Consider the following 25,779-nt stretch of genomic DNA (forward strand, 5'->3'; position numbering starts at 1 on the left):
CTTCGCTTTGGCTCAGGGCGTTCGCCGCTGCAATCGATTCACTGGATCGATTGCTCGGGCTGCGCCCGACCGCGGCTCACCCACGGCCGCGATAGGTGGCGACGCCCTGGTCCGGCAGCCACACGCCTTCCGGCGGTTTACCCGTCTGCCAGAAGACATCGATCGGAATGCCGCCGCGCGGATACCAGTAGGCGCCGATCCTCAGCCACTTCGGATCGAGCAGCTCGACGATGCGCTTGGCGATATAGATCGAGCAATCCTCGTGGAAGGCGCCGTGGTTGCGGAAGGAATGCAGGAAGAGCTTCAGCGACTTCGATTCCACCAGCCATTCGCCCGGAATATAGTCAATGACGATATGGGCGAAATCCGGCTGCCCGGTCATCGGGCAGAGCGACGTGAATTCCGGCGCGGTGAAGCGCACGACATAATCGGTGCCGGCATGATTGGACGGCACCTTCTCAAGCACCGCCTCCTCAGGCGATTTGGCGGTTTCGGTCTGCTGGCCCAGCATCGACAGGCTGGAAACATCTGTATTCGGCATCATGCCTCCTTGACGACTTTGACGCGGATTCCATGGGCTTTTTCGCCCTCCGGCTCCACATGAATGGCAATTTTGGCGCCCTCATGCACCGCCCTGATGGCATCCTCAAGGCGGTCGCATATATCATGCGCCTGCCGCACGGACATAGCTCCCGGCACCACCATGTGAAAATCGATGAAGGTGACGGTGCCCGCCCGCCTGGTCTTCAGGTCATGCACGCCGATCGAGCCTGCCGCATGGGTGGCGATCGCCTGCTTGATCGCCTCCTCCTCCTGCGGCTCGACCGCCTGGTCCATCAGCCCGCCGATCGATTGCGAGATCACCTTCCAGCCCTGATAAAGGATGTTGATGGCAACGAGGATGGCAAGCACCGGGTCGAAGATCGCATAACCGGTCGCCAGCGCCAGCAGCAAGCCGACGAGCACACCGACGGAGGTCACCACATCGGACATGATGTGCTGTCCATCGGCCGACAGCGCGGCCGAGCGGTGTTTGCGCCCGGTCTGGATCAGCAGCCGCGCCCAGAGCGCATTGATGACGCCGGCTGCGAAATTGATCGCAAGGCCGAGCACCGGCGCATCGAGCATGCGTGGCTCGGCGAGATAACCGATCGCCTCGTTGACGATCAGCAGTGCCGCGACGACGATCAGCACGCCCTCGGTGACGGCAGAAAGATATTCCGCCTTGTGATGGCCGAAGGGATGGTCGTGATCGGCCGGCTTCTGCGCATAGCGGATCACGAAAAAGGCGATGAAGGCGGCAACGACGTTGACCGTCGATTCGAGCCCGTCCGACAGCAACGCCACCGAGCCGGTGACCCACCAGGCCACCATCTTCAGCCCCATGACGCCGAGCGACAGCGGAATCCCCCACATCGCCAGCTTACGAACCGTAAGATCGCCGTTGTCACTCATATCGTTCCCCTGCGGTTGCGAATGAATTGCAGAATTCAAGCCGTTGAAACGCAAAACCGCCCACGCGAATGTCGCGCAGGCGGCTCAGTTGAAGGTGATATGGGGGAAGATGACCGATTTGTCAAAGGGGAATGAAACGCCCCATGGCTCACAGAGCGGGCTCGGAGAAAACAGGCTGCGGCCAACGCAGAAGCGCCGCCTGCCCCGCAGGCGTCAGTGCGTATACGCCCTTCTCTTTACGCTCGAACCATCCGTAAACGTTGTCGCGCAGGATCGGGCCGGCCTTGGGTGCAAGCGCCTTCATATCCCGCGGCCTTGCCAGCCCCTGCTCGAGTGCTGAGGCGCAAAGCAGCGCCTGCTGGCGATAGGCGGTCATGATCGGCGCCCGCGAGCCGCCGCCGACGGCGGGATCGCCCCGGCGGCGCTGATGCTCCTTGACAAGACGCGTCCGCCGTTTCGGATTGGTGCGCGGCATCGGAGAAACCGAACTGACGATGACGCTGACTTCGCCGGTATCGGAGACGCCGAGCATGCCGATACCGAGCCGCCGGCAGAGATCGCGGTAGCGTTTGTCGGCCTCTCGTCCGCGACCCTTGGCGGAGACACGGGCCGCAATCCAGACCTCATCGCTCATCGCCGCCCGGTCGACCGCCTGGAGAAGCAGTTCGAGGTTGAAGGAGAGTTTGAGTTCGCAGACCACCACAACAGGCGGCTCGCCATCGCTCAAGCCGACGAGATCGCATCCGCCGACTTCGCCCTTCACGACGTAGCCTGCCGCTTCCAGGAACGCTTTGACCGGCAGGTAGAGCGATGTCTCCATTCTGAAAACCGCGCCTCAGGCGGCGTTGAGATCGGCAATCTCGCCGTATTTTGCAAGCAGCCGCGGCGAGGACATGTCCCCGGTCTCCTCGTCGACGATGACGGCATAGGCGGCGACGCCAACGAAACGCTCAGCCATCGCCGAGGCGATTTTCTCCGCGCTGACGGAGTTCGATGCCTGACGCATTTCACCGGGAACGAGATTGCCCCGGTTCTTGCGGTAGGGAAGAACGATGAACTTTTCAGCATTGGCCACGGCGATACACCCCAATTGATCGTTCCTGAAATGTTCTGATTTGCCCGATAAAGTCAACAGAACTCTGCCGTGCCGTCCCCGTTCCTTCGCCAACCGCCGGATCCACCGTCAGAATGCCCGCCCTTCCCGCAAGCAGGAAGGGCCAGGCGGAACTGTCATTCACGCAGCTTTCGTCTTCGCCCTGCGCGCCAGATGCGCCACGACGTTCTCGATCATCCGCATACCGGCATCGCCGCCGAGCGTCATGATCGATTCCGGATGGAACTGCACCGCGGCGATTGGCTCCTTGGCGTGTTCGATGCCCATGATCGTGCCGTCCTCGCTTTCCGCCGTGATGATGAATTCGCGCGGCAGCGTTGAGGGGTCGGCGAAGATCGAGTGGTAGCGGCCGACCGTCACCTCCTTGGCAAGGCCCGAGAAGACGATGCCCGGTTCCAGCACGCGGATGCGCGAGGGCTTGCCGTGCATCGGCAGCGCCAGATGGCGCAGTTCCCCACCATAGGCTTCGGCAAGCGCCTGCAGGCCGAGGCAGACGCCGAAGATCGGTAGGTTGCGCGCCCGCGCCTTCTTGATCGTCGCCTTGCAGTCGAAATCCTTCGGTGTTCCAGGCCCGGGCGACAGCACGACGAGATCCGGGTTCAGCCGATCGAAGATTTCCTCCGGCACCGGCGTGCGCACGGTCGAAACCGTCGCCCCCGTCTGGCGGAAATAATTGGCGAGCGTGTGGACGAAGCTGTCCTCATGGTCGACGAGCAGGATGTTGACGCCCTTGCCGACGCTTGCGACGTCGCGCTGGACCTTGCCGGAATTGCCGGTCTTGGCGTCTCGAATGGCGGAAAGCATGGCAGAGGCCTTCAATTCGGTTTCGGCTTCTTCTTCGTGCGGGTCGGAATCGTTGAGCAGCGTCGCACCGGCGCGCACTTCGGCGATGCCGTCCTTGATGCGCACGGTGCGCAGCGTCAGGCCCGTGTTCATGTCGCCGTTGAAGCCGACCATGCCGATCGCCCCACCATACCATGCGCGCGGGCTCTTTTCACGGCTCTCGATGAAGCGCATCGCCCACAACTTCGGCGCGCCGGTGACGGTGACCGCCCAGGCGTGGCTCAGGAAACCGTCGAAAGCGTCCATGTCGTCGCGCAGCCGCCCCTCGATATGGTCGACCGTATGGATGAGGCGCGAATACATCTCGATCTGCCGGCGGCCGATCACCTTGACCGAGCCCGGTTCGCACACGCGGCTCTTGTCGTTGCGGTCGACGTCCGAGCACATGGTCAGTTCGGATTCGTCCTTCTTGGAGTTCAGGAGCTTCAGGATCTGCTCGCTGTCGGCGATCGGATCGTCGCCGCGCTTGATCGTGCCCGAGATCGGGCACGTTTCGATGCGGCGGCCGGATACGCGCACGAACATTTCGGGCGAGGCGCCGACCAGATATTCCTGGTGGCCGAGATTGATGAAGAAGGAATAGGGCGACGGATTGATCGCCTTCAGCCGCTTGGAAATGTCGGAAGGCTTGCTTTCGCAGCGCTCCATGAACTTCTGCCCCGGCACGACTTCGAAGAGGTCGCCCTTGCGGAAGCTTTCCTTCGCCTTGACGACGAGCTCGGCATATTCGCCCGGCCGGTGGTCACTCTTCGGCGGAATGGCGTCCGTGTGCTTGAAGGGCTCCGGCGCGATCTCCCCGGCCTTGCCTTCGGTCGAAAGGCCGCCCTTCTCGAAATCGTAGCGGTCGATCCAGGCCTTGGCGGCGTAATTGTCGACGACCAGGATCTCGTCCGGCAGGTAGAGCACCATATCGCGTTGGTCGGAGGGCCGCGTCAGCTTCAGATCGATCGCATCGAACTGGAAGGCGATGTCATAACCAAAGGCGCCATAGAGCCCGAGGCTCGCATCCGCCTGCGAGTAGAACAGGTCGGTGACGGCGCGCAGCACCGTGAAGACCGTCGGCATCTTCGAGCGCTCTTCCTCGGTGAACACACGGTCGGGCGTCTTGACGGTGAGGTCGAGCCGGCGTGCGGTAGAAGCGCCGAGCACAAGCTCGGGTACCGTCTTCAGCCGCTCGGTCACGAAGCCGAGGATCACCTCGCCGCGTTCATTATACGCTTCGATCCAGACGTCGCGTCCGAAGGAGGAGATGCCGAGCGGCGGATCGACGACGGCGGTATCCCAGCGCGTATAACGGCCCGGATATTCGTAATTCGATGAGAACACCGCGCCGCGGCGCTCGTCGAGCTTGTCGACATAGGAAGAAACCGCATCGCCATAGGGGATGGCCCGCCGCTGCCGCGTAACGGTGATGCCGCCCTTGGTCTCGTAGATTTCCGCACCATCATCCCGCAGGATCGTTACCATTGTTCCACTCCGTTATCGGGGCCCGGACAAAGGGCGGCGATAAAACAAAAAAGCCGCCTCGAAGTTTCGGGCGGCTCACTCGTCGTCGTCTTTGGACACGATTGGTCGAGGCCGCCTCAGCGAGCCCACCACCAAACAGCAATGTTCAAGGACGTGATCATGAAGAAAATTGTTAGCCTGAGATCAGCCGTCGCGCAAGGGGCGATTATCGGAATGAAAAGGGCGCCCGAAAGCCGCTCCTCCCCAGCCTCGAAGGCTTGATTGGCGTCAGAAGGTCTTCGTGATCGACACCTTGAATGTGCGGCCCGGCTCGGAATACCACTCGCGCGGCTGGGACGCCGTCACCGAGGTCAGGTTGACGTCGCGCACGGCGAGCGCATTGAAATATTCCTGGTCGAAGACGTTGTAGACGCCAGCCTGTACGCGCAGCCCCGGCGCCTGTTCCGGCGTCCACCAACCGGTCAGGTCGACGATGCCATAACCCGGCGCATCGAAGGTCGTGGTGGAGTCGTCGTCGGGCATGCCAGCCGAAAGCGTCGAAGAGAGGTCGAAGCCGAAATTGTCGTTGCTCCAACCGCCGCCAACGATCGCCTTGAAGGGGGCGACCGACCGCAAGTATTTGTCTGTATCTTCGTTGCGGCCATAGGCATAGGCAAGCGACGCATGCAGATTGATGCCGTTGTTGAACGTTTTGGCTGCGCTTGCTTCAACACCCGAGATCGTGGCGGCTGAGACGTTCGTGTAATTGAAGGTCGTGAAACCTGTCGCGTCGACGCTTGTCACCGTCTCGATGAAGTTCTGATAGCGGGTGTGGAAAGCCGCGACCCTGCCGGTAAAATCGCCCGTGTCAAAATTGGCACCGACCTCGATACCGCGGCCGATTTCCGGTTCCAGATCGGGATTGCCAAGCTGGGCGTAGCGACCCGTCGGATTGTAGAAGCGGCTGTAGAGCTCGTCCACGGTCGGTGCGCGGAAGCCGACGGCCAGTTGCGCGTAAAGCTGGACATCAGGCGTCAGGTCATATGTTGCAAGAATCTTCGGCGAGATGGCGGCTTCCGTTCGGTCGCTGAGATCGCCGAAACGGGAAAGCCCTGTGTTGGTTGCAAAACCGCCACCGGTCGAGGGATTGTAGTTGAACCAGTCGAAGCGGAAGCCGGGCGTCAGCGCGAAACCGGTATTGCCGATTTCGATCTTGTCTTCGAAGGTCAGCGCAAGATTCTGGCTGTCGACGTCAGGCACTTCCGCCTGGTTGTTCAGCGCCGGGCACGTTGTCGAGCAAAGCCCAAAGCTGTACTGGCTCCAGCTGGCAACTGCCGCATCGAGACCGATACGGACGGAGTGGTTCAGGCCGGAATATTCGAAATCCTTCGTCGCCGTTCCGCTGAAGCCCCAGCTTTCATTCTCGATCTCGTTATTGCGGCCGTACGGCACATTGGCGGCGGTGCGACCATTGCTACCGGCTTCCTTCTTCAGGTCCAGCCAATAGAGCGTGGCCCGGGCACTGCTGAAGAATGCGTCGGAAGACTGCGCCTCATAATCATAGTCGAGCGAAACGCGATCGCGGTCGCGCAATTCGCGACCATCGAAATTGCCGATCATATTGGCGCGGCCCGTACCCTGCTGCTCGCGGAGATCGGTCTGAAGATCGCGACGAAAGCGCTCGGCGGTCAGGCCGATGCGATGGCCCCCTTCCAGATCCTGGCGCAGTTTGAAGAGAAGGTTGTGCTGATCGAAATCGGCGGGATCCGACTCGGTGCGGAAACGACCGTAGCTGTCGTTGTCGCCCATGTTGTCACGCTCATGCCCCTTGCGGTAGCTGCCCTGGAAAAGGATGGAGGTGTTGCCGACCTTCTTGGCGCCGGCTGCGGAGCCGGAAATGCTCCGGTCTTCGCTGTCATAGGTCGACTTGACGATCGCGCCCCAATCGCGTCCTTCCGGGATCAGATCCTCGGGCTCGAGCGTATTGAGAACGAAGGCGCCGCCGAGCATGCCCGAACCGCCCTTACTCGAATCCGCGCCGCGCACGATATCGAGCGATGATAGCGAATCGAAGTCGAAAGTGTCGCCGCCGCCGTTGGCATTGCTCGTCGCGAAGGCACCCTGGCGCGCGCTGTTCGAAACATAGGGGATCGGAATGCCGTCGATGGTGGTCAGGATGCGAGGGCCGGAAAGGCCGCGCAGGTTGAAGCCTCCGTCGCCGCGCGAATAGTTCACGCCGGCATCCACACTCCGCCCGAGATCCCTGAAGTTGGTTACCTGCTTCTCCTCCAGCTGCTTGGCTGTGATCTCGGTCGCGAGCGGCGTGTCTGCGACGCTGCCGGGTGCGGCGCGTTTACCCTTGACGACGATCTTCTGCAGAACGGTGGCGTTATCCGCGGTCGCGGTCGCCTGCGGCGCTGCCGGAGCGCTCTGCGCGAAGGATTGCGAAACAGGAAGAACAGTTGCGGCTGCCGTGCAGACCAATAGAACCGAGCGCCAATGCCGGACGATCATAACCTACCCTCTCATGATGATTACCGGGCTGGCTGGTCGTGGCGCGTCGCACGCTCGAGGGGCTGGCTGGGCTTTTACGGATAAAGACGAAACAGTATTTCGCCTTCTTTTCGCCGCATAAAAAACATGAGAGCAATTGTCAACATAAGTCGTCGATTTATGTTGAATATTATCATCAAGTTTTAGCGATCTTCCCAAACGTTGCGCAATTGCAACGAAACCCGCCCTCGCGCGTTATTCCTCTCCCATCGACACCAGGGAAGCGGATGCCTTGAGAAAACTTTCGATACTGGCGATCCTCCTCGCCGCTACCGCCTTTCTTGCCGGCGCCCGCCTGCCCCCACAGGGCCCTTTACCCCAACCTCGGCCGGATGCCGGGGAAGCAACAGGCCCCGCTCCACTCCCCGACAAGACTGAGCCGCCCGCACCTGCAGACGTGCCAGCGCCTCAGCCAAAGCCTGACATGAAGGCGCCGGAAGCACCGGCCCAACCGCCCGCACCGCCGGCCGGACCGGCAAAGCCGATGCAAGGCCCGCCGCTGCCGCCGGGCGGCCTCGGAGGCCCGCAGGCGCCGGCAGAAGAAGGCAAGCCGCCGCCCGGCGAGCAGACGCTGGAAGAGCAGCATCTGACGATCGAACCCGAAAGCGATACCGAGCACGCCGAATGCACGGCCGCACTCCAGGCGCTGGGCGTCGTCTTCAAGGAAGCGCCGCGCATCGATGACGGCAACGGCTGCGGCATCGACAAGCCGATCATCGTTTCCGAAGCCCTGCCGGGCATCAAACTGAAACCGGAGGCGACGATCCGCTGCCCCACCGCCCTCGCCCTTGCCCGCTGGATGAAGGAAAGCGTCATCCCGACCGCCTCCACGGCGCTGCCGGAGCAGGGCCGCATCACCACCATCAACCAGGCAACGGCCTATATGTGCCGCCTGCGCAACAACGCCGAAACCGGCAAGATCTCCGAACATGCCCGCGGCAACGCCATCGACATTGCGAGCTTCCATTTCGAAAAGGGCGAGGATGTCGCCGTCCGCTCCCGCCGCGAGGACCCGACGCTGACCGGCGCCTTCCAGCGCACCGTCAGCGCCGCCGGCTGCCTCTACTTCACCACCGTGCTGGACCCCGAAAGCGACGCCGCCCACGAAACCCATTTCCATCTCGACGTGATCGAGAGGAAGGGCGGCTATCGTTATTGTCACTAATCATTTCAAAGAGTTGCGTTTCACGCTTGAATCGGTTGTCGGATTGCTGTTCTCCAGCAATCTGGAAAGGCTTTTTATCTGGCTGTTCATCGATCCGGACGTTGAAAAGCGCCGGCAACGTCAGCCCATCGAACGCCCCGCCAAGCCCATCCAGGATCAGAACAACCCTTCGATGTAACCTTGATCGTTCAGGAAAATCCGCTCGGCCGACGGCGATTTCGGCAGGCCGGGCATCGTCATGATCTCGCCGGTGATGGCGACGACGAAGCCTGCCCCGGCTGAAAGTCTGACTTCGCGCACTGAGACGATGTGCCCTTCCGGCGCGCCGCGCAGGTTCGGATCGGTCGAGAAGGAATATTGCGTCTTCGCCATGCAGACCGGCAGCCTGCCGTAGCCCTGCTCTTCCCATGTCTGCAACTGGTCGCGCACCGCCTTGTCGGCCGTCACCTCGCCGGCATGGTAGATCTTCGAGGCGACGATCTCGATCTTCTCGAACAGGGAGATATCATCGCCGTAGAGCGGCTGGAATTTCGCTTGGCCCGATTCGGCCAGCTCCACCACCTTGTGCGCGAGTTCCTCGATGCCGGCCGAACCCTTCGCCCAGTGCTGGCAAAGGATCGCTTCGGCGCCGAGCCGCGAGACGAATTCCTTCACCGCCGCGATCTCTGCATCGGTATCCGAGACGAAATGATTGATCGCCACGACGACAGGTACCCCGAAGCGGCGCACATTGGCGACGTGCCGGCCGAGATTGGCGCAGCCCTTCTTCAGAGCCCCGACGTTCTCCGCGCCGAGATCCTCCTTCTTCACACCGCCATTCATCTTCAGCGCTCTTACGGTCGCGACGATGACGGCTGCATCCGGCTTCAGCCCGGCCTTGCGGCATTTGATGTTGAAGAATTTTTCAGCCCCGAGATCGGCCCCGAAGCCCGCTTCGGTCACCACGTAGTCGCCGAGCTTCAGCGCCGTCTTGGTCGCCGTCACCGAATTGCAGCCATGGGCGATGTTGGCGAAAGGCCCGCCATGCACGAAAGCCGGATTGTTCTCCAGCGTCTGCACAAGGTTCGGCTGCATGGCATCCTTCAACAGCACCGCCATGGCGCCGTCGGCTTTCAGGTCGCGCGCATGCACCGGCGTCCTGTCGAAGCGGTAGCCGATGATGATGTCGCCAAGCCGGCGTTCCAGATCCTTGAGATCGGTGGCGAGGCAGAGGATCGCCATCACCTCGGAGGCGACGGTGATGTCGAAGCCGCCCTGGCGCGGAAAACCGTTGGCAATGCCGCCGAGCGAGGAGACCATGCTTCTGAGCGCCCGGTCGTTCATATCCATGACCCGCCGCCAGGTGATGCGGCGGATATCGATATTCTCCTCGTTGCCCCAGTAGATGTGATTGTCGACCATCGCCGCCAGCAGATTATGCGCCGAGGTGATCGCATGGAAATCACCGGTGAAATGCAGGTTGATGTCTTCCATCGGCACGACCTGCGCATAACCGCCGCCGGCCGCCCCGCCCTTGATGCCGAAGCAGGGGCCGAGCGAAGCCTCGCGAATGCAGACGATGGCTTTCTTGCCGATCCGGTTCAGCCCGTCGCCGAGCCCGACGGTCGTCGTCGTCTTGCCCTCGCCCGCCGGCGTCGGATTGATCGCGGTGACGAGGATCAGCTTGCCGTCCTTCTTGCCCGTCTGCGCAGCAATGAACTCGGCGCTGATCTTCGCCTTGTCGTGGCCATAGGGGGCGAGCTGCTCAGCCGGAATGCCGAGCTTCGCCCCGATCTCGACGATCGGCTTCTTGGTGGCGGCGCGCGCAATTTCGATGTCGGACTTGATTGATGGCATGGATGTTCCCCGTCCCAACCTCCGGGGGAGCGGAGGCATTTCTTCTCCCTTCATCGGGATAGCGAAATATCGGCGAGGTGTGAATAGCGCTGCGCCTTGCAGCCGCCATGCTGACAGCGCCGCGCGTCTTTTCGGACGCGCAAAGGACGCTGTAACACTTTGAATCTGCGCATCGACCTGAAAATCAGTTCCGATTTTCAGGTCGATGCGCTAGGCGTCTATGTGGCGTCTGCAACCGCGATCTTCTAGGATGAAGACATGAAGTCACTGGAACTCATCATCGAGCGCATCATCCTGTCGAGCCGCTGGCTCCTCGTCGTCTTCTATATCGGCCTGGTGCTGGCGCTCGCCGTCTATGCCGTTTCCTTCGGCTATAAGTTCCTGAAGATCGCCTCCGGCGTCTTCGAACTCGATGAGGCGGAGATGATCCTTGCCATGCTCGGCCTGATCGACGCAGCCCTGGTCGCCAGCCTGATCGTCATGGTGATGATCTCAGGCTACGAGAATTTCGTCAGCCGCTTCGATGAGGCAAGTGAAGCCGACAACGAGGTCTCCTTCCTCGGCAAGCTCGATTCAGGCAGCCTGAAGATCAAGGTCGCCTCCTCGATCGTCGCCATCTCCTCCATCCACCTGCTGCAGGTCTTCCTCAACGCCGACAAATATGCCGACGGCAAGATCATGTGGCTGACCTTGATGCACCTCGCCTTCGTCGCCTCCGCCGTCATGCTCGGCTTCCTGGAGAAGCTGATGAGCCTGACGTCGAAGAATGATTTGAAGGATAAGGCCTAGAGGGCGGTACAGAGGCGCCTTAGGCCGGGTGAACAAGCAGTAAGCCCGACACGAAAACGTCGAGCCCTGCTCTTTCGCGTCCTGATATCAATTGACCGACGCAGTAGCAGGAACGATCTCCGCCTCCGCTTTTCTGGGGCATCGAAGGCTTTCCCTGGCCTCCGGCCCACAGACGTGCAAGCCAGGCTCTTCGTCATTAGGGATGATACCATTGATGATGCCGAGTTCGAGCGCCTGAGAACGAACTATATTTCCTCGCTCAATCGATGTCCCGAGCATCATCGTCTCGTAGGTCTTGCCACTGACGCCCATCTCGTCGAAATAGGCGAAGAATTTCGTATATTCAGCCGTCGTGGGTCTGACGAGGCCGATATTGGAATATCCGACAATCCGCGGCATTCCGCTCATCAAGACAAGAGTACAGGTCGAAAGGCAGTGCCCGCCGCCGGCAAAGACTTCGCCCTCGGTCGGTCCACTTTTGGCGATGCTCGTTTTGCAACGCGGATCCAGCTTTGGACAATTTGGCAATTGCGTTTTGCCAATTGAGGTCTCCAGACCTGCAGCACGGATCATACGCCCCATCGCGAAAGCCGCATCCATATCCCCGCCATTGGACTGAAGGACGACCGGCAGCTCTCTCCCGCCAAGCGTCTCCAAGAAAGCTTTCAGCCGAGCCGGCGTATCGGGCGTGATGTCTCCATCCGCAGAAATCCACTGCTTGCACTCTTCCTGGCAATTGCCGTTGGACATCAGGAGAAAGTCCATCGGCTGGGTTTTCGGCAGACTCTCGCTTGCTTGTTCCGCCGTATTCTGTGCGGACGCCTTGAAGGCAGGCGCCCCCGCTGCCTCAGGCGCGGCAGCTACGACAGGCGCGGCAACTGCCACCGGCGCGGCAGCTGCCGGATGGCGCCGGCAAACCGTCTCGGCCGCGGCATCCGGCGCGCAAAGCGGCATGCCGGGCCACTCATTGTAAGCAAGCATATCCGTCATGAGACCTGTTCGAAGGGCGTCTGCAGCCGGCACGATATGGATGCTGTCGGGCGTGGCGCTCATCATCATGTCGATCACCTGGTCGCTGACGCCCATTTCCTTCAGATAGGCCGTCAGGGCGGCGTTGGCTTTCTTGCCGAGCTTGGTGGAACTGCTCTGGCCGGCCGCTGTGCGGCCGATCTCCTTACGGGAGATTTCCTTCTTCTTGCCGTTCACGATCTTGTATTCGATGCGGTAGGAGACGCGCACCCTGTTGTAGATGGTCGTGATCTGGTGGACGCCGATGAACGACCACTGCGACGCGACCCGCGACGTACCGCCGGCAAACGCCAGCGGACAGGCGGAAAAGCAGTATGCGCCGGCCGAATAGGTGTAACCGGCCGCCGTGCCGTCCTTTGCGATAGCGGCGTCGCAGAGCGTATCCTGAACCAGGCAACCGTTCAGCCGCGTGCCGCCTACCGCCGTTTCCAAACCGGCTTTCCTGATCATCCGGCCCATCCCATAGGCGGCGTCGACGTCGCCTCCTTCCGAACGGAAGACAACCGGCAGTTTCCGGTCGCCCATCTTCTTGAGGATTTTTCTGAAGCGAGCGGGCGTATCGGCGGTGATGCGTCCCTCCGCCGATATCCATTCCGGACAGTTCTCCTGGCAGAGGGAACTGCGCACGATGATGAACCGCATCGGCGGCTGTTCCGCATGTTTCTGCTCGGCAGCCTGGGAGGTTGCAGCGATCGGCAAGATCAAAAGGAATGAAGAAAGTAATATCAGGGAAAACAGATACTTCACGAAAAAAGAAACTGCAAAGCGCACGATTAAATCGCCTCAATTATACATGACAATACGCTTAGCAATTGCATTGGATTGCAGCAAGCCAGATTTCGATGGCGGCTACCATCCCGACGTTCCCCGAAGTGATTCTCTTCCGCTTCGGGCTAGGCGCAACTCACAGTGATCAGGTCACGAAAGAAGTCAGAGATACCGTAACGGTACTTGCATCACACGTAACTCAACCGAGACGCGCGAAGCTGTGACTATTTCTTCACAATTTGAATTAATCGGCGCGTATTGGACTGGTATGACGTGAATTGGCACTAGCCTCCGGCCGAGATTCTGTATCTGATAGCGGTAACATTAGGGCTGCCGGGGGCGTATAAATGTCTTACATGACCACCTCTGAAAGACAGTCTATGCTTTCGGCGGAACTTGCGACGGCAAGAACACGCGGTCTGTTTGCACAGGCGCTCAACAGAATATCCGCGGCCTTCGGATTGTCGCATGCGACTCTGATGCACGCCCCCTCTCCCGAAGACCTCCTGCTGAAACCCCTGCTGATCGAGAGTTCGCTCCCGGCTGCCTATGTCAGGGAGTTCGATCGCACCCACATGTTGCGTGGCTGCCCTTTCGGCTTGCGGCTGAGGGAGTCGGCCGTGCCGCCGGTCTGGCACCTCAACGACGCCGTCAATGGCCAGGCCTTTCCCGCCGAACTGCGCGCCCTGATGCTGCGCCATGCCATACCGGCAGGCGTTGCCATGCCGACCATTGCAGCCGACGGCCAGCGCCTGGTCTTCTGGTTCTGCGGCGAGCGGGCAGCGCTCGGCCAGAGCGAAGTCAACGAGCTGGCGATGATCATCCTGCATGCGCTCGACGCCTATAATGCGGTCAAGCGCAACGAGGAAAGCGCGCACAGTGCGCTCTCGGCCCGCGAACTGGAAGTCGTACGCTGGACGGCACAGGGCAAGACGTCGATCGAGATCGGCCAGATCCTGGCGCTCTCGGACCATACGGTGAATGCCTATATGACGAACGCGATCAAGAAACTCGATTGCGTCAACCGTACCCAGTTGGTAGCTAAGGCCATTCGATTGAAGCTGATCAACTGAAGTCTCAGAAGAGAGTCAGCGGGGTCGTCCCGTGACCTGGTGGAACCGTGCCTCTTCGCTTCGAACAGCCCATCGTCGACAAGATCGAACAATCCCGCGCCCACATCGGCATCACCGATGCGGAAATCGTCCAGATGCTTGCCGCCTATCGCCTTTTCGGCTTCTGGCGCATCGACATCGAGACGGGACATTTCTTCGCAAGCGAGGACGTGCACGCGATCTTCGACCTCCCCTACAGCAACGGCCCGGTCAATCTGGCCGAGCTGATGTCGCGCATCCATGAAGAAGATCGTAGCCTGATCGCCGAAACCTTCGAACAGGCAAGCCTTCACCGGGTCGGCTTCCATTTCGTCTATCGCGTCGACAACCGGCTCGGCGGCTGCAAGCTGGTGCGCAGCGTCGGCCGCTTCCGCGACGATGAAAGCGGCGGCGGCATCGTCGGCGTCACCTATGAATTCGTCGAGAAACTGCGCATCGTCGGCCTCGAGGACAACACGCCGCTCCGCTGAAATTTAGCGGTCGAGCACCGACCGGATCTCGACGAGATTCGAGCGCACCCTCAATATATAGAAGCCCATGGTGGCGAGATGGCTCGGCATGATCCAGCCGTCCTCACGCCCGTTCGAGATGACCGCCGGCTGAATGCGCAGTGCTGCCTGGAACTGCCGCATCGTGCCGCCCCAGATCGCTCCGAGATTGCGTTCCTGCGCCACCTGCGAGAAATCCGCCTGAGCGGCCGCCATGATCGCGTAATAGCCGTAGAGCTGCCCGTAGGCGAACCAGAACCTGTCGTCGGCGCGCGTATCGAACCAGCCGCGATTGTGGTTTTCCGAGCGCTCGGCGAGCATGTCGGAGGTGCTGCCGAGATCGTTGGCGATGCGGTCGACGAACTGCACCAGATTGTCGGCGCGACCGTCGAAAATGGCGTTGCAGGCGGCAAGATCGGTGTTGAACTTGCGCAGGCTGTCGATCGCCGAGCGATAATAGGAAGGTGTCGGCGTCTTCGGCCCGAAGGGATTGAGGCCGAAATACCAGCTGTATTCGTCGAATTGCAGGTTGCCGCGTGCGCGCTGCAGGTCGCTGTTGATGCCCGATGTGCCGCGCACACGCCCGAGCGTGTCGACAAGCTCCACCGAAGTGCGCCGGACTGCCTGGTTGACGCCGCGCTGGAACGACGCCTTGTTGTCGAAGAAGGGCGTGTGGTCCCAGTCGATGCCGAAGAAGCCCGCCTTGTAGAGCACCATGGAAGAAATCCAGGCGTTCTGGTTGACGTTGAAATCGGTGAGGTCAGCCGCGACATCGACGATCGCCGAGCGCTGGCAGGTTTTCGGCGCCGTGGCATCGGCCCCCTCGGCCAGAGGCAAGTCCTGCCCGGCTGCGACCTTGCGTTCGGAAAGCCGGTACTGGTCGACGAAGGCGGGGTTGAAATTCGTCCAGGCCTGCGTCTGCCAGAAGAAATAGCCGTAGAGCACGACGAAGAGCGCCACGAACGCGATCACAGGCAGCCGGATCATCCAGCTCCGGCGCTGATACCAGCCATGCGCGGCAAGAAATGGCCAGAAGGCCCAGGCGGCAAACAGGCGGGCCCAGCGGCCGATCATCTGGCCGATCAGCCTGAAAAAACCGGCTATCCGGTCAAGCATCGTCGTCTCCTGTCAGGCGAGGCGAACATCGGGACATCGCCGCCCCGTTGCATCCACATATGCGCTCGGTGGGCCGAGCACAACACGAGGCCCTTCGATTTTTCCGAAGGGAGGCATTGTACAAAAGCGGCACGGACCCGTGCGCTTCTGCTCAGGAACTGAGGAAAGGCAGCCTGAGACGGAAAGACCTGCGCGCCGTGTCGATCAGCGGCGCACCCGATGCCTCCGGCGACGGTTCGGCATAGGCCGGAAACTTCCCCGTGGCTTCGAGATCGGCGCGGCTCTTGCGCCGCTCCAGATCCTGGGCGACCAGCATGCCTTTCTCGAACAGCCTGATCGGTGTGGCGATATCGGGAAAGAATTCCGGCTTGATCCGCATCTTCATGCCCGGCCGGTCGGTATCGACCTGCGCCTGATAGATGATCAGCCGCTCCTCGACATCGATCATCAGCTTGCGCAGCAGCACGTTGCAGGCGGCGATCCGGCCGTTCAGCGAATCGACGAAGGACTGGAACAGGCCGATGAAGTGCTCGCGCCGCTGGCTGTCGTCGCGCATCTCGTGCTCCTCGGCGGAAATGCGCTCGGCCTCCGCCTTCAGCGCCCGCCGCTCCGCCTCCATCTGCTCCCAATGCGCCCTGTTGCCATAGACGCCGATGCGGCCCTGGGTCGTCAGCGCCTTGGCATTGAGCTCCTTCATCTTGAGGCGGGCGATATCGATGGAATCGACCAGCCGGCGCCGTTGCTCGACGATGTCGACGAGGCCGCGTTCGGCTGCCTTGTGCCGTTCAGTGATCGAGACGCGCTGGCTGGCGATCAGCCTGGCGAGCGCGTCCGACTTCGCCAGAAGATCGAGCAATCGCTCGACGACGGGCGCCTCGCGTACGCGTTCAGTATACTTGCGCCACATCCGCTGGCGCGACACCCAGCCAGCCATTTTCTCGCGCCACGTCAATCCCCGGAAACTGTCGAGATCGGCGGAAACCTCGGCCGTCAGCCGGTCGAGGGAAAAGACCAGCTCGGCGAGCAGCGCGTCGAGCGCGGCGCCGTCGGCAATATGGGCCTGGAAGCGGGCATTCTGTTCAAGGAAGACTTCGTCGGCAGACCGTGTTTCGTCGCCAGTGAAGGCGCCGATGCAAGCCACGCAATAGGCTCCCTCGGCCGCAATCTTCTCGGCAAGGCCGCCTGCGGCTTCATACTGGCTGTCGAATGGCGGGGGCTTGCGCACCTGATCTCTCCAGGGAATCTCCTGCTCTCAAGCTAGAGCATGATGCCGAAAAGTGTGAGCGGTTTTCGGACGACGTCATGCTCCATTATTTTGCTTGCGACGCTGAAGAGGCGGCTTCAGACCGGCTCCGCGATCCAGGCGCCGTTCATCGCATCGTCCCAGTGCCTGCGGCAGAGCGAAACATATTTCTCGTTGCCCCCGACGTCGATCTGCGCGCCTTCGTGCAGCACCTTTCCTTCCGCGTCGAGCCGCACCACCATCGTCGCCTTGCGCCCGCAATGGCAGATCGTGCGCACCTCGCGCATTTCGTCGGCGATCGCCAGGAGTTCCTGCGAGGCCGGAAACAGCTTGCCCTGGAAATCGGTTCTGAGCCCATAGACCATGACTGGGATGCCGAGCCTGTCGACGATGCGGGCGAGCTGCCAGACATGGACCGACGTCATGAAATGCGCCTCGTCGACGAAGACGCAGGAAATCGGCGCTCCTTCTCGGCTCAAGCCCGCGATCAGCCGGAACAGATCCTCGTGCGGTTCGAAGGGAATGGCGCTCGCCTCCAGCCCGATCCGCGAGCCGATGATGCCACGGCCGGCGCGCTCGTCGAAAGCGGCGATCAGCTGCACCGTGCGCATGCCGCGCTCCTGGTAATTGTAGGAGGCCTGCAGCAACATCGTCGACTTGCCGGCATTCATCGTCGAGTAGTTGAAATAGAGTTTTGCCATCCGATTTCTCCTTGATCGGCTTATTGAAAGCTCGCAATGGCAAAGAAAAGCCCCGTGACGGTGATAATCACAGGATTCCACGCCCAAAAACCGCCGGAACCCTTGAAAACAGGGGGTAGGAGAAAAATCCCTCGACGTCGCATTCGCACCCTTTGATACGACGCAAACACACTGAGGTCGCTTGTCAAACTCGGCTATTGGTGATTGGCTTGGGAACTTAAAGACTGGGAGTCTAAAATGAAAACAACAAGCACATTCAAATTCGTCACCGCGACTGCCGTTGCCGCTCTCTCCATAGCGACCGCCGCATTCGCCGCCGATCCCGACAGCTGCTCCACCGTCCACTTCTCGGACGTCGGCTGGACTGACATTACCGCCACCACGGCGACGGCATCCGTCGTCCTGAAAAGCATCGGCTATCAGACCGACATCAAGGTCCTCTCGGTGCCGGTCACCTACACCTCGCTGAAGAACAAGGACATCGACATTTTCCTCGGCAACTGGATGCCGACGCAGGAAAAGGACGTCCGCCCCTATATCGACGACAAGTCGGTCGAATCCTTCGGCCCTAACCTCGTCGGCGCCAAGTACACCCTCGCCACCAATGCCAAGGGCGCGGAACTCGGCATCAAGGACTTCAAGGATGTCGCCGCCCATAAGGACGATCTCGACGGCAAGATCTACGGCATCGAGCCCGGCAATGACGGCAACCGCCTGATCATGGACATGATCGAAAAGAACACCTTCGGCATGAAGGACATGGAAGTCGTCGAATCTTCCGAACAGGGCATGCTCGCCCAGGTCGCCCGTTCCGACAAGGCTGGTAAGCCCGTTGTATTCCTCGGCTGGGAACCCCATCCGATGAACACCAACTTCAAGCTGACCTACCTCACCGGCGGTGACGATATCTTCGGGCCTGATTTCGGCGGCGCCAAGGTCTACACCAATGTCCGAGCCGGTTATCTCGCCGATTGCCCGAATGTCGGCGCGATGCTGAAGAACCTGGTTTTCTCCCTCGAGATGGAGAACCAGATCATGGGCAAGATCCTCGACGACGGCAAGGAGCCGGAAGCTGCGGCTTCCGAATGGCTGAAGGCGAACCCTTCGGCGCTCGAGCCCTGGCTCGCCGGCGTCAAGACCCGCGACGGCAAGGGCGACGCGCTGGCGGCCGCCAAAACTGGCCTCGGCCTTTGATGATATGAACGGGGCGGCTCGCCGCCCCGTTTCATTTTTGTCCGATTGTTGTTTCTTTTCAGAATAGGCGCGCCCCTTGAACTGGATCACCGACGCTAAGATTCCGATTGGCCCGTGGGCTAAATTGTTCGTAGACTGGCTGACATCGAACGGTGAGTGGTTCTTCAACCAGCTCGCCTTCCTGCTGTCGCACGTCATTGACGGCCTGCTCTTCGTGCTGCAGAAGCCCCACCCACTGATCGTCATAGTCGTCGTCGCCGCGCTGGCCTTCTGGCTGCGCCGGTCGATCGCCGTCACCCTCTTCACCTTTTTCGGCCTGCTGCTCATCATGAACCAGGGCTACTGGAAGGAGACGACGGAGACGCTCGCCCTCGTGCTCGCCTCCACCTTCGTCAGCATGGTGATCGGCATTCCCCTCGGCATAGCGGCAGCCCGCCGCGCCTGGGTCTATTCCGCCATGCGCCCGGTGCTCGACCTCATGCAGACGATCCCGACATTCGTCTATCTGATCCCGGCGCTGATCCTGTTCGGCCTCGGCATGGTGCCGGGCCTGATCGCGACCGTCATCTTCGCGATCCCCGCGCCGATCCGGCTGACCCGCCTCGGCATCATCTCGACGCCGCCTTCGCTCGTCGAAGCTGCCGTTGCATTCGGCGCGACGCCGACCCAGGTGCTGCGCAAGATCGAGCTTCCCTTCGCCACGCCGCAGATCATGGCGGGCCTCACCCAGACCATCATGCTGTCGCTGTCGATGGTCGTCATCGCCGCCCTCGTCGGTGCCGACGGTCTCGGCGTGCCCGTTGTACGCGCGCTGAACACCGTCAATGTCGCGAAAGGCTTCGAAGCCGGTCTCTGCATCGTCATCCTGGCGATCATTCTCGACCGCATGTTCCGCTCGGCGGGTGAAGGAGACGGTGCATGACCGCGGTGACTTTCAATAATGTCAGCATCATCTTCGGCGACCGGCCGGAAGCAGCCCTTGCCATGGTCGACCAGGGCAAAACGCGCGACGAAATCGGCGCCGCCACCGGCCTTGTGCTCGGCGTCGCCGATGCCTCTCTGACGATCGAGGAAGGCGAGATCCTGGTGCTGATGGGCCTGTCCGGCTCCGGCAAGTCGACGCTGCTGCGCGCCGTCAACGGACTCGCCCCTGTCGTACGCGGCGATGTCGCGGTCTCCACGGCAACCGGCTCCGTCAACCCATACAAGTGCAATAGCAAGGCGCTCCGCGACCTGCGTACTCACACCGTCTCCATGGTGTTCCAGCAGTTCGCCCTCCTGCCCTGGCGCACGGTCGCCGAGAATGTCGGCTTCGGCCTCGAACTCGCCGGCATGCCGGAGGCCGAGCGCAAGGTCCGCGTCGGCGAACAGCTCGAACTCGTCAACCTGACGAAATGGGCGGGCCGCAAGGTCAACGAGCTTTCGGGCGGCATGCAGCAGCGTGTCGGCCTTGCCCGCGCTTTTGCCACCGGCGCTCCGATCCTGCTCATGGACGAGCCGTTCTCCGCACTCGATCCGCTGATCCGCACCCGCCTGCAGGACGAACTCCTGGAATTCCAGCGGCGGCTGAAGAAGACCATTCTCTTCGTCAGTCACGATCTCGACGAGGCCTTCCGCATCGGCAACCGCATCGCCATCATGGAGGGTGGCCGCATCATCCAGTGCGGAACGCCGCACGACATCGTTAAGAACCCTGCCGACCAGTATGTCGCCGACTTCGTGCAGAACCTCAATCCGATCAACATGCTGACAGCAGCCGACGTTATGCAGCCCGGCCTCGGCCAGACGGCCGCCGGCATGAGCGTCAGCGCCACGGCCCGCGCCGCAACCCCGCTCGTCGATGTCCTCGACGCCCTTGCCCGCCAGCCCGGCAGCATCGGCATTGTCGAGAACGGCACGATCGTCGGCACCATCTCGGCCCAGGATATCGTCGCCGGCCTCACCCGCCATCGCCGTAAGCAGGAAGCTTGATGTTTTCAATCCGCTTTGCCACAAAGCGGATATGAAAGATCAACCCTCGCCTATTCGCGAAACCGACGACGACGCTCGAAAGCTCGCCCGCGTGCTTCTGCGCTCCGCCAGGCACGCGGCGCTTGCCGTTCTCGACCCCGAGACCGGCTTTCCCTTCGCCAGCCGTGTCCTGCTCGCCACCGATATCGACGGCGTGCCCGTCATCCTGGTTTCGAGGCTGTCGGCCCATACGAAGGCGCTGGCGAACGACCCCCGCGCCTCGCTCCTGACCGGCGAACCCGGCAAGGGCGATCCTCTCGCCTACGGCCGCCTGACGACCCAGTGCCTGGTGGAACCCGTGGAGCGCGGGCACGCGTTCCACGAGCGCATCCGCACACGCTTTCTCGAGCGCCACGACAAGGCCAAGCTTTATATCGACTTTCCTGATTTCCTTTTCTTCCGCCTCAACCCGAAACAGGCAAGCCTCAATGGCGGCTTCGGCCGCGCCTATCGTCTGGAGGGGAACGATCTCATCATCCAGTCGCCCGCCAATGAGGCGATCGCCGCCACGGCGGCCGACGCAGTGCGAGATTTAGTAGAACGCCACCCTGATGTGGCCGAAAGGCTCGCAACGCGGCTAAAAGTGCCGGAATCGGGTTCCTGGCGCATTTGCGGTATCGATCCCGCGGGCTTCGACATCATTTCCGGTGATTTTTTGCTGCGATACGAATTCGAAACCCTCGCTGTGGATTCCGATCACATTTGTTCAAACATATCTAAAATAGCATACTCGATACCTTAAATTTAGGTATATACAATCTTCGAGCCTAATTGCTAGTTTTTGCCGCCCAGTCGAAACTCCGGCTGGCGGCCTGTGCCAACACGGATGATGTACGTTTCGCATTAGGAAGATAACAATATGGAAACCTCTGATTTGGCCGATCACACGAATGTGGCGGCAGCGTTATTGTCGGCTATGGCCAACCCGAAAAGATTGCTGATCCTGTGCAGCCTGGTGAAAGGCGAAGTGGCTGTCGGCGCGCTCGCGACACAGGTCGGGCTCAGCCAGTCGGCGCTCTCCCAGCACCTGTCGAAACTGCGTGCCCAAAAGCTCGTCAAAACCCGCCGGGACGCGCAGACCATCTACTATTCCAGCACCTCCGAGCCGGTCATGAAGATCCTGGCGACGCTCGAAGACATCTACCTCGTACAAAGCAGGAATAGATCCGCAGCCTGATGATAGCGCTGACATGAATGTCGGCCGATATCGTGCCGTAAGGGGATGTTCCCGGAGGCGCGGCAAGGATATTTCAGCACCAGAACCTTAACGGCACGACCGGCAGATCTCGCGATTTGCCGGTCGTGTTTTTTTGGAAGCCTGCCATCTCCTACCGCTTCTGTCGGCGCAATTTAACTGCCGACAGCGCCGTTGTTGGCGCGCCTCAGCACCACCAGCGACGGACGGGCAGGTATGCCGGGCTTGAAATCCGGCCAATTGGTGCCGGCGTCCTCCATCGAGGTCGCATCCTCGTTGTCGGCCATCCTGAGTTCACCCGGATGCTGGACCGAGAGGAAGACGCTGCTGCCGTCCGAGGTGAAGGTCGGCGAACAGGTTTCCGAGCCAACCGGCGCGATATAGAACAACTTCGGCAGCGCCCGGCCCGGGCCTTCGGTGTCCATCACATAGACGGAATCGGCAATACCTTCCGGCGGCGGGCCATCGGTGGTGACCCACAGGCGGCCGGACGGATCGACGGCGAGATTGTCGGGGTCGGTGAACCAGCCGGCCGACGTCGTGGCCGGATGGAACATCGCCTGGTCCTCAGGCTTGGCGGGATCGCCGCAGAGGATGAAGACGTCCCACTTGAAGCTGGAAGCCGCATAATTCGGCTTTTCCGGGCCGCCGGGTGCGATAAGCTCCAAAAGGTGGCCATGCGGGTTGGGGCCGCGCGGATTGGCAATATTGACCATCTCTTTCTCATCGCCGCCCTCATTCTTCGGCAGTCGATCCTCATTTTCCGTCATGGCGACATAAAGCTTGCCGGTGCCAAGATGCGGAATGAAGCCTTCCGGCCCGTCCATTGGCGTGGCGCCGACAAGGTCGGCTGCGGCGCGCGTCGCCAGCACGACGTCGGCCTGGCTCTTGAAGCCGGCTTCCGCCGTCAGCGGCCCCTCGCCCGCAATGAGCGGGATCCAGGCCATCGTGCCATCGCTTTCAAACTTGGCGACAGCAAGCGTGCCGTGGTCGAGCAGATCCTTGTTGGCGGCACGATCGCCAGGATTCCAAGGATCGCGGGTGACGAAACGGTAGATATATTCGAAATCGTCGTCATCGCCCATGAAGACCACCACGCGGCCGTCGGGAGCGACACAGCACTGCGCGCCCTCATGGGTCATGCGGCCGAGCGACGTGCGCTTGACTGGCCTTGCCGTCGGATCGAACGGATCGATCTCGACCACCCAGTCGAAACGCATCCATTCGTTCGGCTCCTCCTCGAACTTGAAGCGCGGCTCGACGCGGCTGACCGAATAGATATCGTTCTCATCCTCATCCCAGCCTTGGCGCTCGACCAGTTCCTGGTTCGCGAGCGTTTTGTAGTCGCCGGCAAAGGCGTCCATCGCACCTTCCTCGCCCGAAAGCATCGTGCCCCAAGGAGTGATGCCGCCATTGCAGTTGGAAACCGTGCCGAACACGACCGTTCCGCTCGGATCTGCCTTGGTCTTGAGGCGGTCGTCGCCGGCGGCCGGGCCGGAGATGCCGATCTCGGTACTCATGTGGATGCGGCGATTGTATTTGCCGTCCTTGACGATCGCCCACTGGCCGTCCGTCTTCCTCACCTCGAAGATCGAGACGCCAAGGGCGGCCATGATGGCGCGGATCTGGTTCTCCGTCAGCTTCTCGCGGTAGTCCTCCTTCGTCAGCCCCGGAAACATCAGGAAAGGTGTCGCATATTCATGGCTGACGACCATCAGCCCATGGTCGGAACTCTTCTCGCCCCAGGGCAGCGGCAGGAACTGGGTGAAATCGTTGTTGTAGCCGAACTGCCGCTCGGCCGCCTTGCCATCCAGCCTCGCAATGTCGAATTCCGGGCTGTCAGGAAACAGCGCGTCGCCCCAACGCGCCAGGATCTGGCGCTCATAACCCTCCGGCCAGTGGTCGGCGGTGTCGCGCACGCGCTTGAGTTCAGGAAAAGTCAGGCTGGAATCGGCAGCCTCCGCGCGCGATATTCCGAGCACTGGCGCAAGTGCCGTAGCGCCCATTGCGGTGAGGAAGCCCTTGAGCACGCTGCGGCGGCGAACGCCCTCTTGGAGGATGGCGCCGTAACTCGGCGCGAATGCGCGGCGCGCGGTGGGCCGCGCTCTTGTCTTCTGACGGTCAGACATGAGTATCTCCGGTCGAAATATCGTTTTATTTCAGTGAATTGATGCAAATGCCATTGCGCCCGCAGGCCATCGCTTTTTGTAGCAAGCCGAGGCGAAGGAATGATGACGGGCCGCCTGAGCCTGCCGGTCGTCACAGCAGCTTTCAGGACTTTTCCCGTTGACGACTCGGGAAGCCCTGATAATTTGACCGGACAGTAAAAATATGGGCGTGAAGCCCCGGAAATGGGCCGCCGGCGGCCAGGAGAACAGCATGTCCAATCGCCTCAATGCACCGAACGATCTTCGCGCCTTCTGGATGCCGTTTACGGCAAATCGCCAGTTCAAGAAGGAGCCGCGTTTGTTCGTCGGCGCCAAGGACATGTATTATACGACGCATGACGGTCGCCAGGTGCTGGACGGCACGGCCGGCCTCTGGTGCGTCAATGCCGGCCACTGCCGCCCGAAGATCACCGAAGCGATCCGCGAACAGGCAGGCGAGCTCGATTACGCACCGGCGTTCCAGCTCGGCCACCCCAAGGCCTTCGAACTGGCAAACCGCCTGGTCGACATCGCGCCGGAGGGCCTGAACCACGTTCTCTATACCAATTCCGGCTCCGAATCCGTCGAGACGGCGCTCAAGGTGGCGCTTGCCTATCACCGCGTGAAGGGCAATGGTTCACGCTTCCGCCTGATCGGCCGCGAGCGCGGCTATCACGGCGTCAATTTCGGCGGCATCTCTGTCGGCGGCATCGTCAGCAACCGCAAGATGTTCGGCACGCTTCTGACCGGCGTCGACCACATGCCGCACACTCACCAGCCCGGCAAGAACAACTTCACACGCGGCGAGCCCGAGCACGGCGGCGACATCGCGACCGAGTTGGAGCGTATCGTCACGCTGCATGACGCCTCCACCATCGCCGCCGTCATCGTCGAGCCTGTGGCCGGCTCGACCGGCGTCCTGATCCCGCCGAAGGGCTACCTGCAGAAGCTGCGCGAAATCTGCACCAAGCACGGCATCCTTCTGATCTTCGACGAGGTCATCACTGGCTTCGGGCGCCTCGGCGCCCCCTTCGCCGCGCAATATTACGACGTCAAGCCCGACATGATCACGGCCGCCAAGGGGCTGACCAACGGCGTCATCCCGATGGGCGCCGTTTTCGTCACCTCCGAGATTCATGATGCCTTCATGAACGGCCCGGAACACATGATCGAGTTCTTCCACGGCTACACCTATTCCGGCAACCCGATCGCTTCGGCAGCCGCTCTCGCCACGCTCGACACCTACAAGGAAGAAGGCCTGCTCACCCGCGCAGCCGAACTTTCCGACTACTGGGCCGATGCGCTGCACTCGCTGAAGGATTGCCCCAATGTCATTGACATCAGAAACACCGGCCTGATCGGCGCGATCGAACTCGACCCCATTGCCGGCGAGCCCACCAAGCGCGCCTTCACGGCCTTCCTGAAGGCTTATGAAAGCGGTCTCCTGATCCGCACGACCGGCGATATCATCGCCCTCTCCCCGCCGCTGATCATCGAGAAGCAGCATATCGACGAGCTCTTCGGCAAGCTGCGGACCATCCTGCAGAACAACATCTGAAGATGTGAAGGCTTCCA

Annotated in this window: 23 protein-coding genes; 11 read left to right on the top strand and 12 right to left on the bottom strand. The window is 61.3% G+C overall.

Features of this window, described 5'->3' with window-relative positions; translation table 11 throughout:
• Positions 1-76: 76 nt before the first annotated feature.
• From queF to EFD55_RS22130, 6 genes are all read right to left on the bottom strand, one after another.
• Positions 77-541 (bottom strand): preQ(1) synthase, encoded by a 465-nt coding sequence (queF, locus tag EFD55_RS22105; RefSeq protein ID WP_097590814.1) that lies wholly within the window; start codon positions 539-541, stop codon positions 77-79.
• Positions 541-1,455: a CDF family cation efflux transporter EmfA gene (gene emfA, locus EFD55_RS22110; protein ID WP_125847387.1), complete on the bottom strand. Its 915-nt coding sequence runs from the start codon at positions 1,453-1,455 to the stop codon at positions 541-543. Before emfA ends, queF begins: the two co-directional genes overlap by 1 nt.
• A gap of 148 nt (positions 1,456-1,603) precedes the next feature.
• Positions 1,604-2,275: a DUF2161 domain-containing phosphodiesterase gene (locus EFD55_RS22115; protein ID WP_125847389.1), complete on the bottom strand. Its 672-nt coding sequence runs from the start codon at positions 2,273-2,275 to the stop codon at positions 1,604-1,606.
• Positions 2,276-2,290: 15 nt separating this feature from the next.
• Positions 2,291-2,530 carry a hypothetical protein gene (locus EFD55_RS22120; protein ID WP_125847391.1) on the bottom strand — a complete coding sequence of 80 codons (240 nt, stop codon included), beginning with the start codon at positions 2,528-2,530 and terminating at the stop codon, positions 2,291-2,293.
• A 159-nt stretch (positions 2,531-2,689) separates the two neighbouring features.
• The gene (locus EFD55_RS22125; protein ID WP_125847393.1) at positions 2,690-4,879 is read right to left on the bottom strand and encodes an anthranilate synthase; all 2,190 of its coding nucleotides are present in this window, start codon (positions 4,877-4,879) and stop codon (positions 2,690-2,692) included.
• A 267-nt stretch (positions 4,880-5,146) separates the two neighbouring features.
• The gene (locus tag EFD55_RS22130; protein ID WP_125847395.1) at positions 5,147-7,372 is read right to left on the bottom strand and encodes a TonB-dependent hemoglobin/transferrin/lactoferrin family receptor; all 2,226 of its coding nucleotides are present in this window, start codon (positions 7,370-7,372) and stop codon (positions 5,147-5,149) included.
• Positions 7,373-7,643: 271 nt separating this feature from the next.
• Here EFD55_RS22130 and EFD55_RS22135 point away from each other — a divergent pair, with 271 nt between their 5' ends.
• On the top strand, positions 7,644-8,576 hold the full coding sequence (locus tag EFD55_RS22135; RefSeq protein WP_125847397.1) for an extensin-like domain-containing protein: 933 nt from the start codon (positions 7,644-7,646) through the stop codon (positions 8,574-8,576).
• A 156-nt stretch (positions 8,577-8,732) separates the two neighbouring features.
• Here the strand turns inward: EFD55_RS22135 and EFD55_RS22140 are convergent, their stop codons facing one another.
• Complete coding sequence (locus EFD55_RS22140; protein WP_125847399.1) at positions 8,733-10,412, bottom strand: formate--tetrahydrofolate ligase; 1,680 nt, start codon at positions 10,410-10,412, stop codon at positions 8,733-8,735.
• 258 nt (positions 10,413-10,670) lie between these two features.
• Between EFD55_RS22140 and EFD55_RS22145 the strand changes: the two genes are divergently transcribed.
• Complete coding sequence (locus tag EFD55_RS22145) at positions 10,671-11,201, top strand: TIGR00645 family protein (RefSeq protein ID WP_125847401.1); 531 nt, start codon at positions 10,671-10,673, stop codon at positions 11,199-11,201.
• A gap of 87 nt (positions 11,202-11,288) precedes the next feature.
• On the opposite strand, the gene EFD55_RS22150 is transcribed toward EFD55_RS22145, so the two are convergent.
• Positions 11,289-12,872: a hypothetical protein gene (locus EFD55_RS22150; RefSeq protein WP_245438518.1), complete on the bottom strand. Its 1,584-nt coding sequence runs from the start codon at positions 12,870-12,872 to the stop codon at positions 11,289-11,291.
• On the opposite strand from EFD55_RS22150, the gene EFD55_RS33860 reads away from it, so the two are divergent.
• The 3 genes from EFD55_RS33860 (at position 12,859) to EFD55_RS22160 (ending at position 14,580) form a co-directional block, all read left to right on the top strand.
• Positions 12,859-13,143, top strand: a complete 285-nt coding sequence (locus EFD55_RS33860; RefSeq protein WP_210276304.1) for a hypothetical protein — start codon at positions 12,859-12,861, stop codon at positions 13,141-13,143. The genes EFD55_RS22150 and EFD55_RS33860 overlap by 14 nt on opposite strands.
• Before the next feature lie 202 nt (positions 13,144-13,345).
• A complete protein-coding gene (locus tag EFD55_RS22155; RefSeq protein ID WP_125847405.1) occupies positions 13,346-14,071 on the top strand; it encodes a helix-turn-helix transcriptional regulator in 726 nt (241 codons plus the stop codon).
• Positions 14,072-14,118: 47 nt separating this feature from the next.
• Complete coding sequence (locus EFD55_RS22160) at positions 14,119-14,580, top strand: PAS domain-containing protein (RefSeq protein WP_125847407.1); 462 nt, start codon at positions 14,119-14,121, stop codon at positions 14,578-14,580.
• 3 nt (positions 14,581-14,583) lie between these two features.
• On the opposite strand, the gene EFD55_RS22165 is transcribed toward EFD55_RS22160, so the two are convergent.
• The 3 genes from EFD55_RS22165 to EFD55_RS22175 form a co-directional block, all read right to left on the bottom strand.
• On the bottom strand, positions 14,584-15,714 hold the full coding sequence (locus EFD55_RS22165) for a DUF2333 family protein (protein ID WP_125847409.1): 1,131 nt from the start codon (positions 15,712-15,714) through the stop codon (positions 14,584-14,586).
• A 151-nt stretch (positions 15,715-15,865) separates the two neighbouring features.
• Positions 15,866-16,939: a hypothetical protein gene (locus EFD55_RS22170; protein WP_125847411.1), complete on the bottom strand. Its 1,074-nt coding sequence runs from the start codon at positions 16,937-16,939 to the stop codon at positions 15,866-15,868.
• Between the two features lie 116 nt (positions 16,940-17,055).
• Complete coding sequence (locus EFD55_RS22175; protein WP_125847413.1) at positions 17,056-17,658, bottom strand: thymidine kinase; 603 nt, start codon at positions 17,656-17,658, stop codon at positions 17,056-17,058.
• Positions 17,659-17,895: 237 nt separating this feature from the next.
• Between EFD55_RS22175 and EFD55_RS22180 the strand changes: the two genes are divergently transcribed.
• The 5 genes from EFD55_RS22180 to EFD55_RS22200 all read left to right on the top strand — a co-directional run bounded on the left by EFD55_RS22180 (position 17,896) and on the right by EFD55_RS22200 (position 22,039).
• Positions 17,896-18,852, top strand: a complete 957-nt coding sequence (locus EFD55_RS22180) for a choline ABC transporter substrate-binding protein (protein ID WP_125847415.1) — start codon at positions 17,896-17,898, stop codon at positions 18,850-18,852.
• A 76-nt stretch (positions 18,853-18,928) separates the two neighbouring features.
• Complete coding sequence (gene choW, locus EFD55_RS22185; protein WP_125847417.1) at positions 18,929-19,774, top strand: choline ABC transporter permease subunit; 846 nt, start codon at positions 18,929-18,931, stop codon at positions 19,772-19,774.
• A complete protein-coding gene (gene choV, locus EFD55_RS22190) occupies positions 19,771-20,823 on the top strand; it encodes a choline ABC transporter ATP-binding protein (RefSeq protein ID WP_125847419.1) in 1,053 nt (350 codons plus the stop codon). The genes choW and choV overlap by 4 nt, the downstream gene beginning before the upstream one ends.
• Before the next feature lie 31 nt (positions 20,824-20,854).
• Entirely contained in the window at positions 20,855-21,604 is a 750-nt protein-coding gene (locus EFD55_RS22195; protein ID WP_125847421.1) for a HugZ family pyridoxamine 5'-phosphate oxidase, read from the top strand.
• A gap of 117 nt (positions 21,605-21,721) precedes the next feature.
• On the top strand, positions 21,722-22,039 hold the full coding sequence (locus tag EFD55_RS22200; RefSeq protein ID WP_125847423.1) for an ArsR/SmtB family transcription factor: 318 nt from the start codon (positions 21,722-21,724) through the stop codon (positions 22,037-22,039).
• Positions 22,040-22,212: 173 nt separating this feature from the next.
• Here the strand turns inward: EFD55_RS22200 and EFD55_RS22205 are convergent, their stop codons facing one another.
• On the bottom strand, positions 22,213-24,186 hold the full coding sequence (locus tag EFD55_RS22205; RefSeq protein ID WP_125847425.1) for a PhoX family protein: 1,974 nt from the start codon (positions 24,184-24,186) through the stop codon (positions 22,213-22,215).
• A 250-nt stretch (positions 24,187-24,436) separates the two neighbouring features.
• On the opposite strand from EFD55_RS22205, the gene aptA reads away from it, so the two are divergent.
• On the top strand, positions 24,437-25,762 hold the full coding sequence (gene aptA, locus EFD55_RS22210) for an omega-aminotransferase AptA (protein ID WP_125847427.1): 1,326 nt from the start codon (positions 24,437-24,439) through the stop codon (positions 25,760-25,762).
• Positions 25,763-25,779: the final 17 nt, after the last annotated feature.

Source organism: Rhizobium pisi, assembly GCF_003938655.1.
Lineage (GTDB): Bacteria > Pseudomonadota > Alphaproteobacteria > Rhizobiales > Rhizobiaceae > Rhizobium > Rhizobium pisi.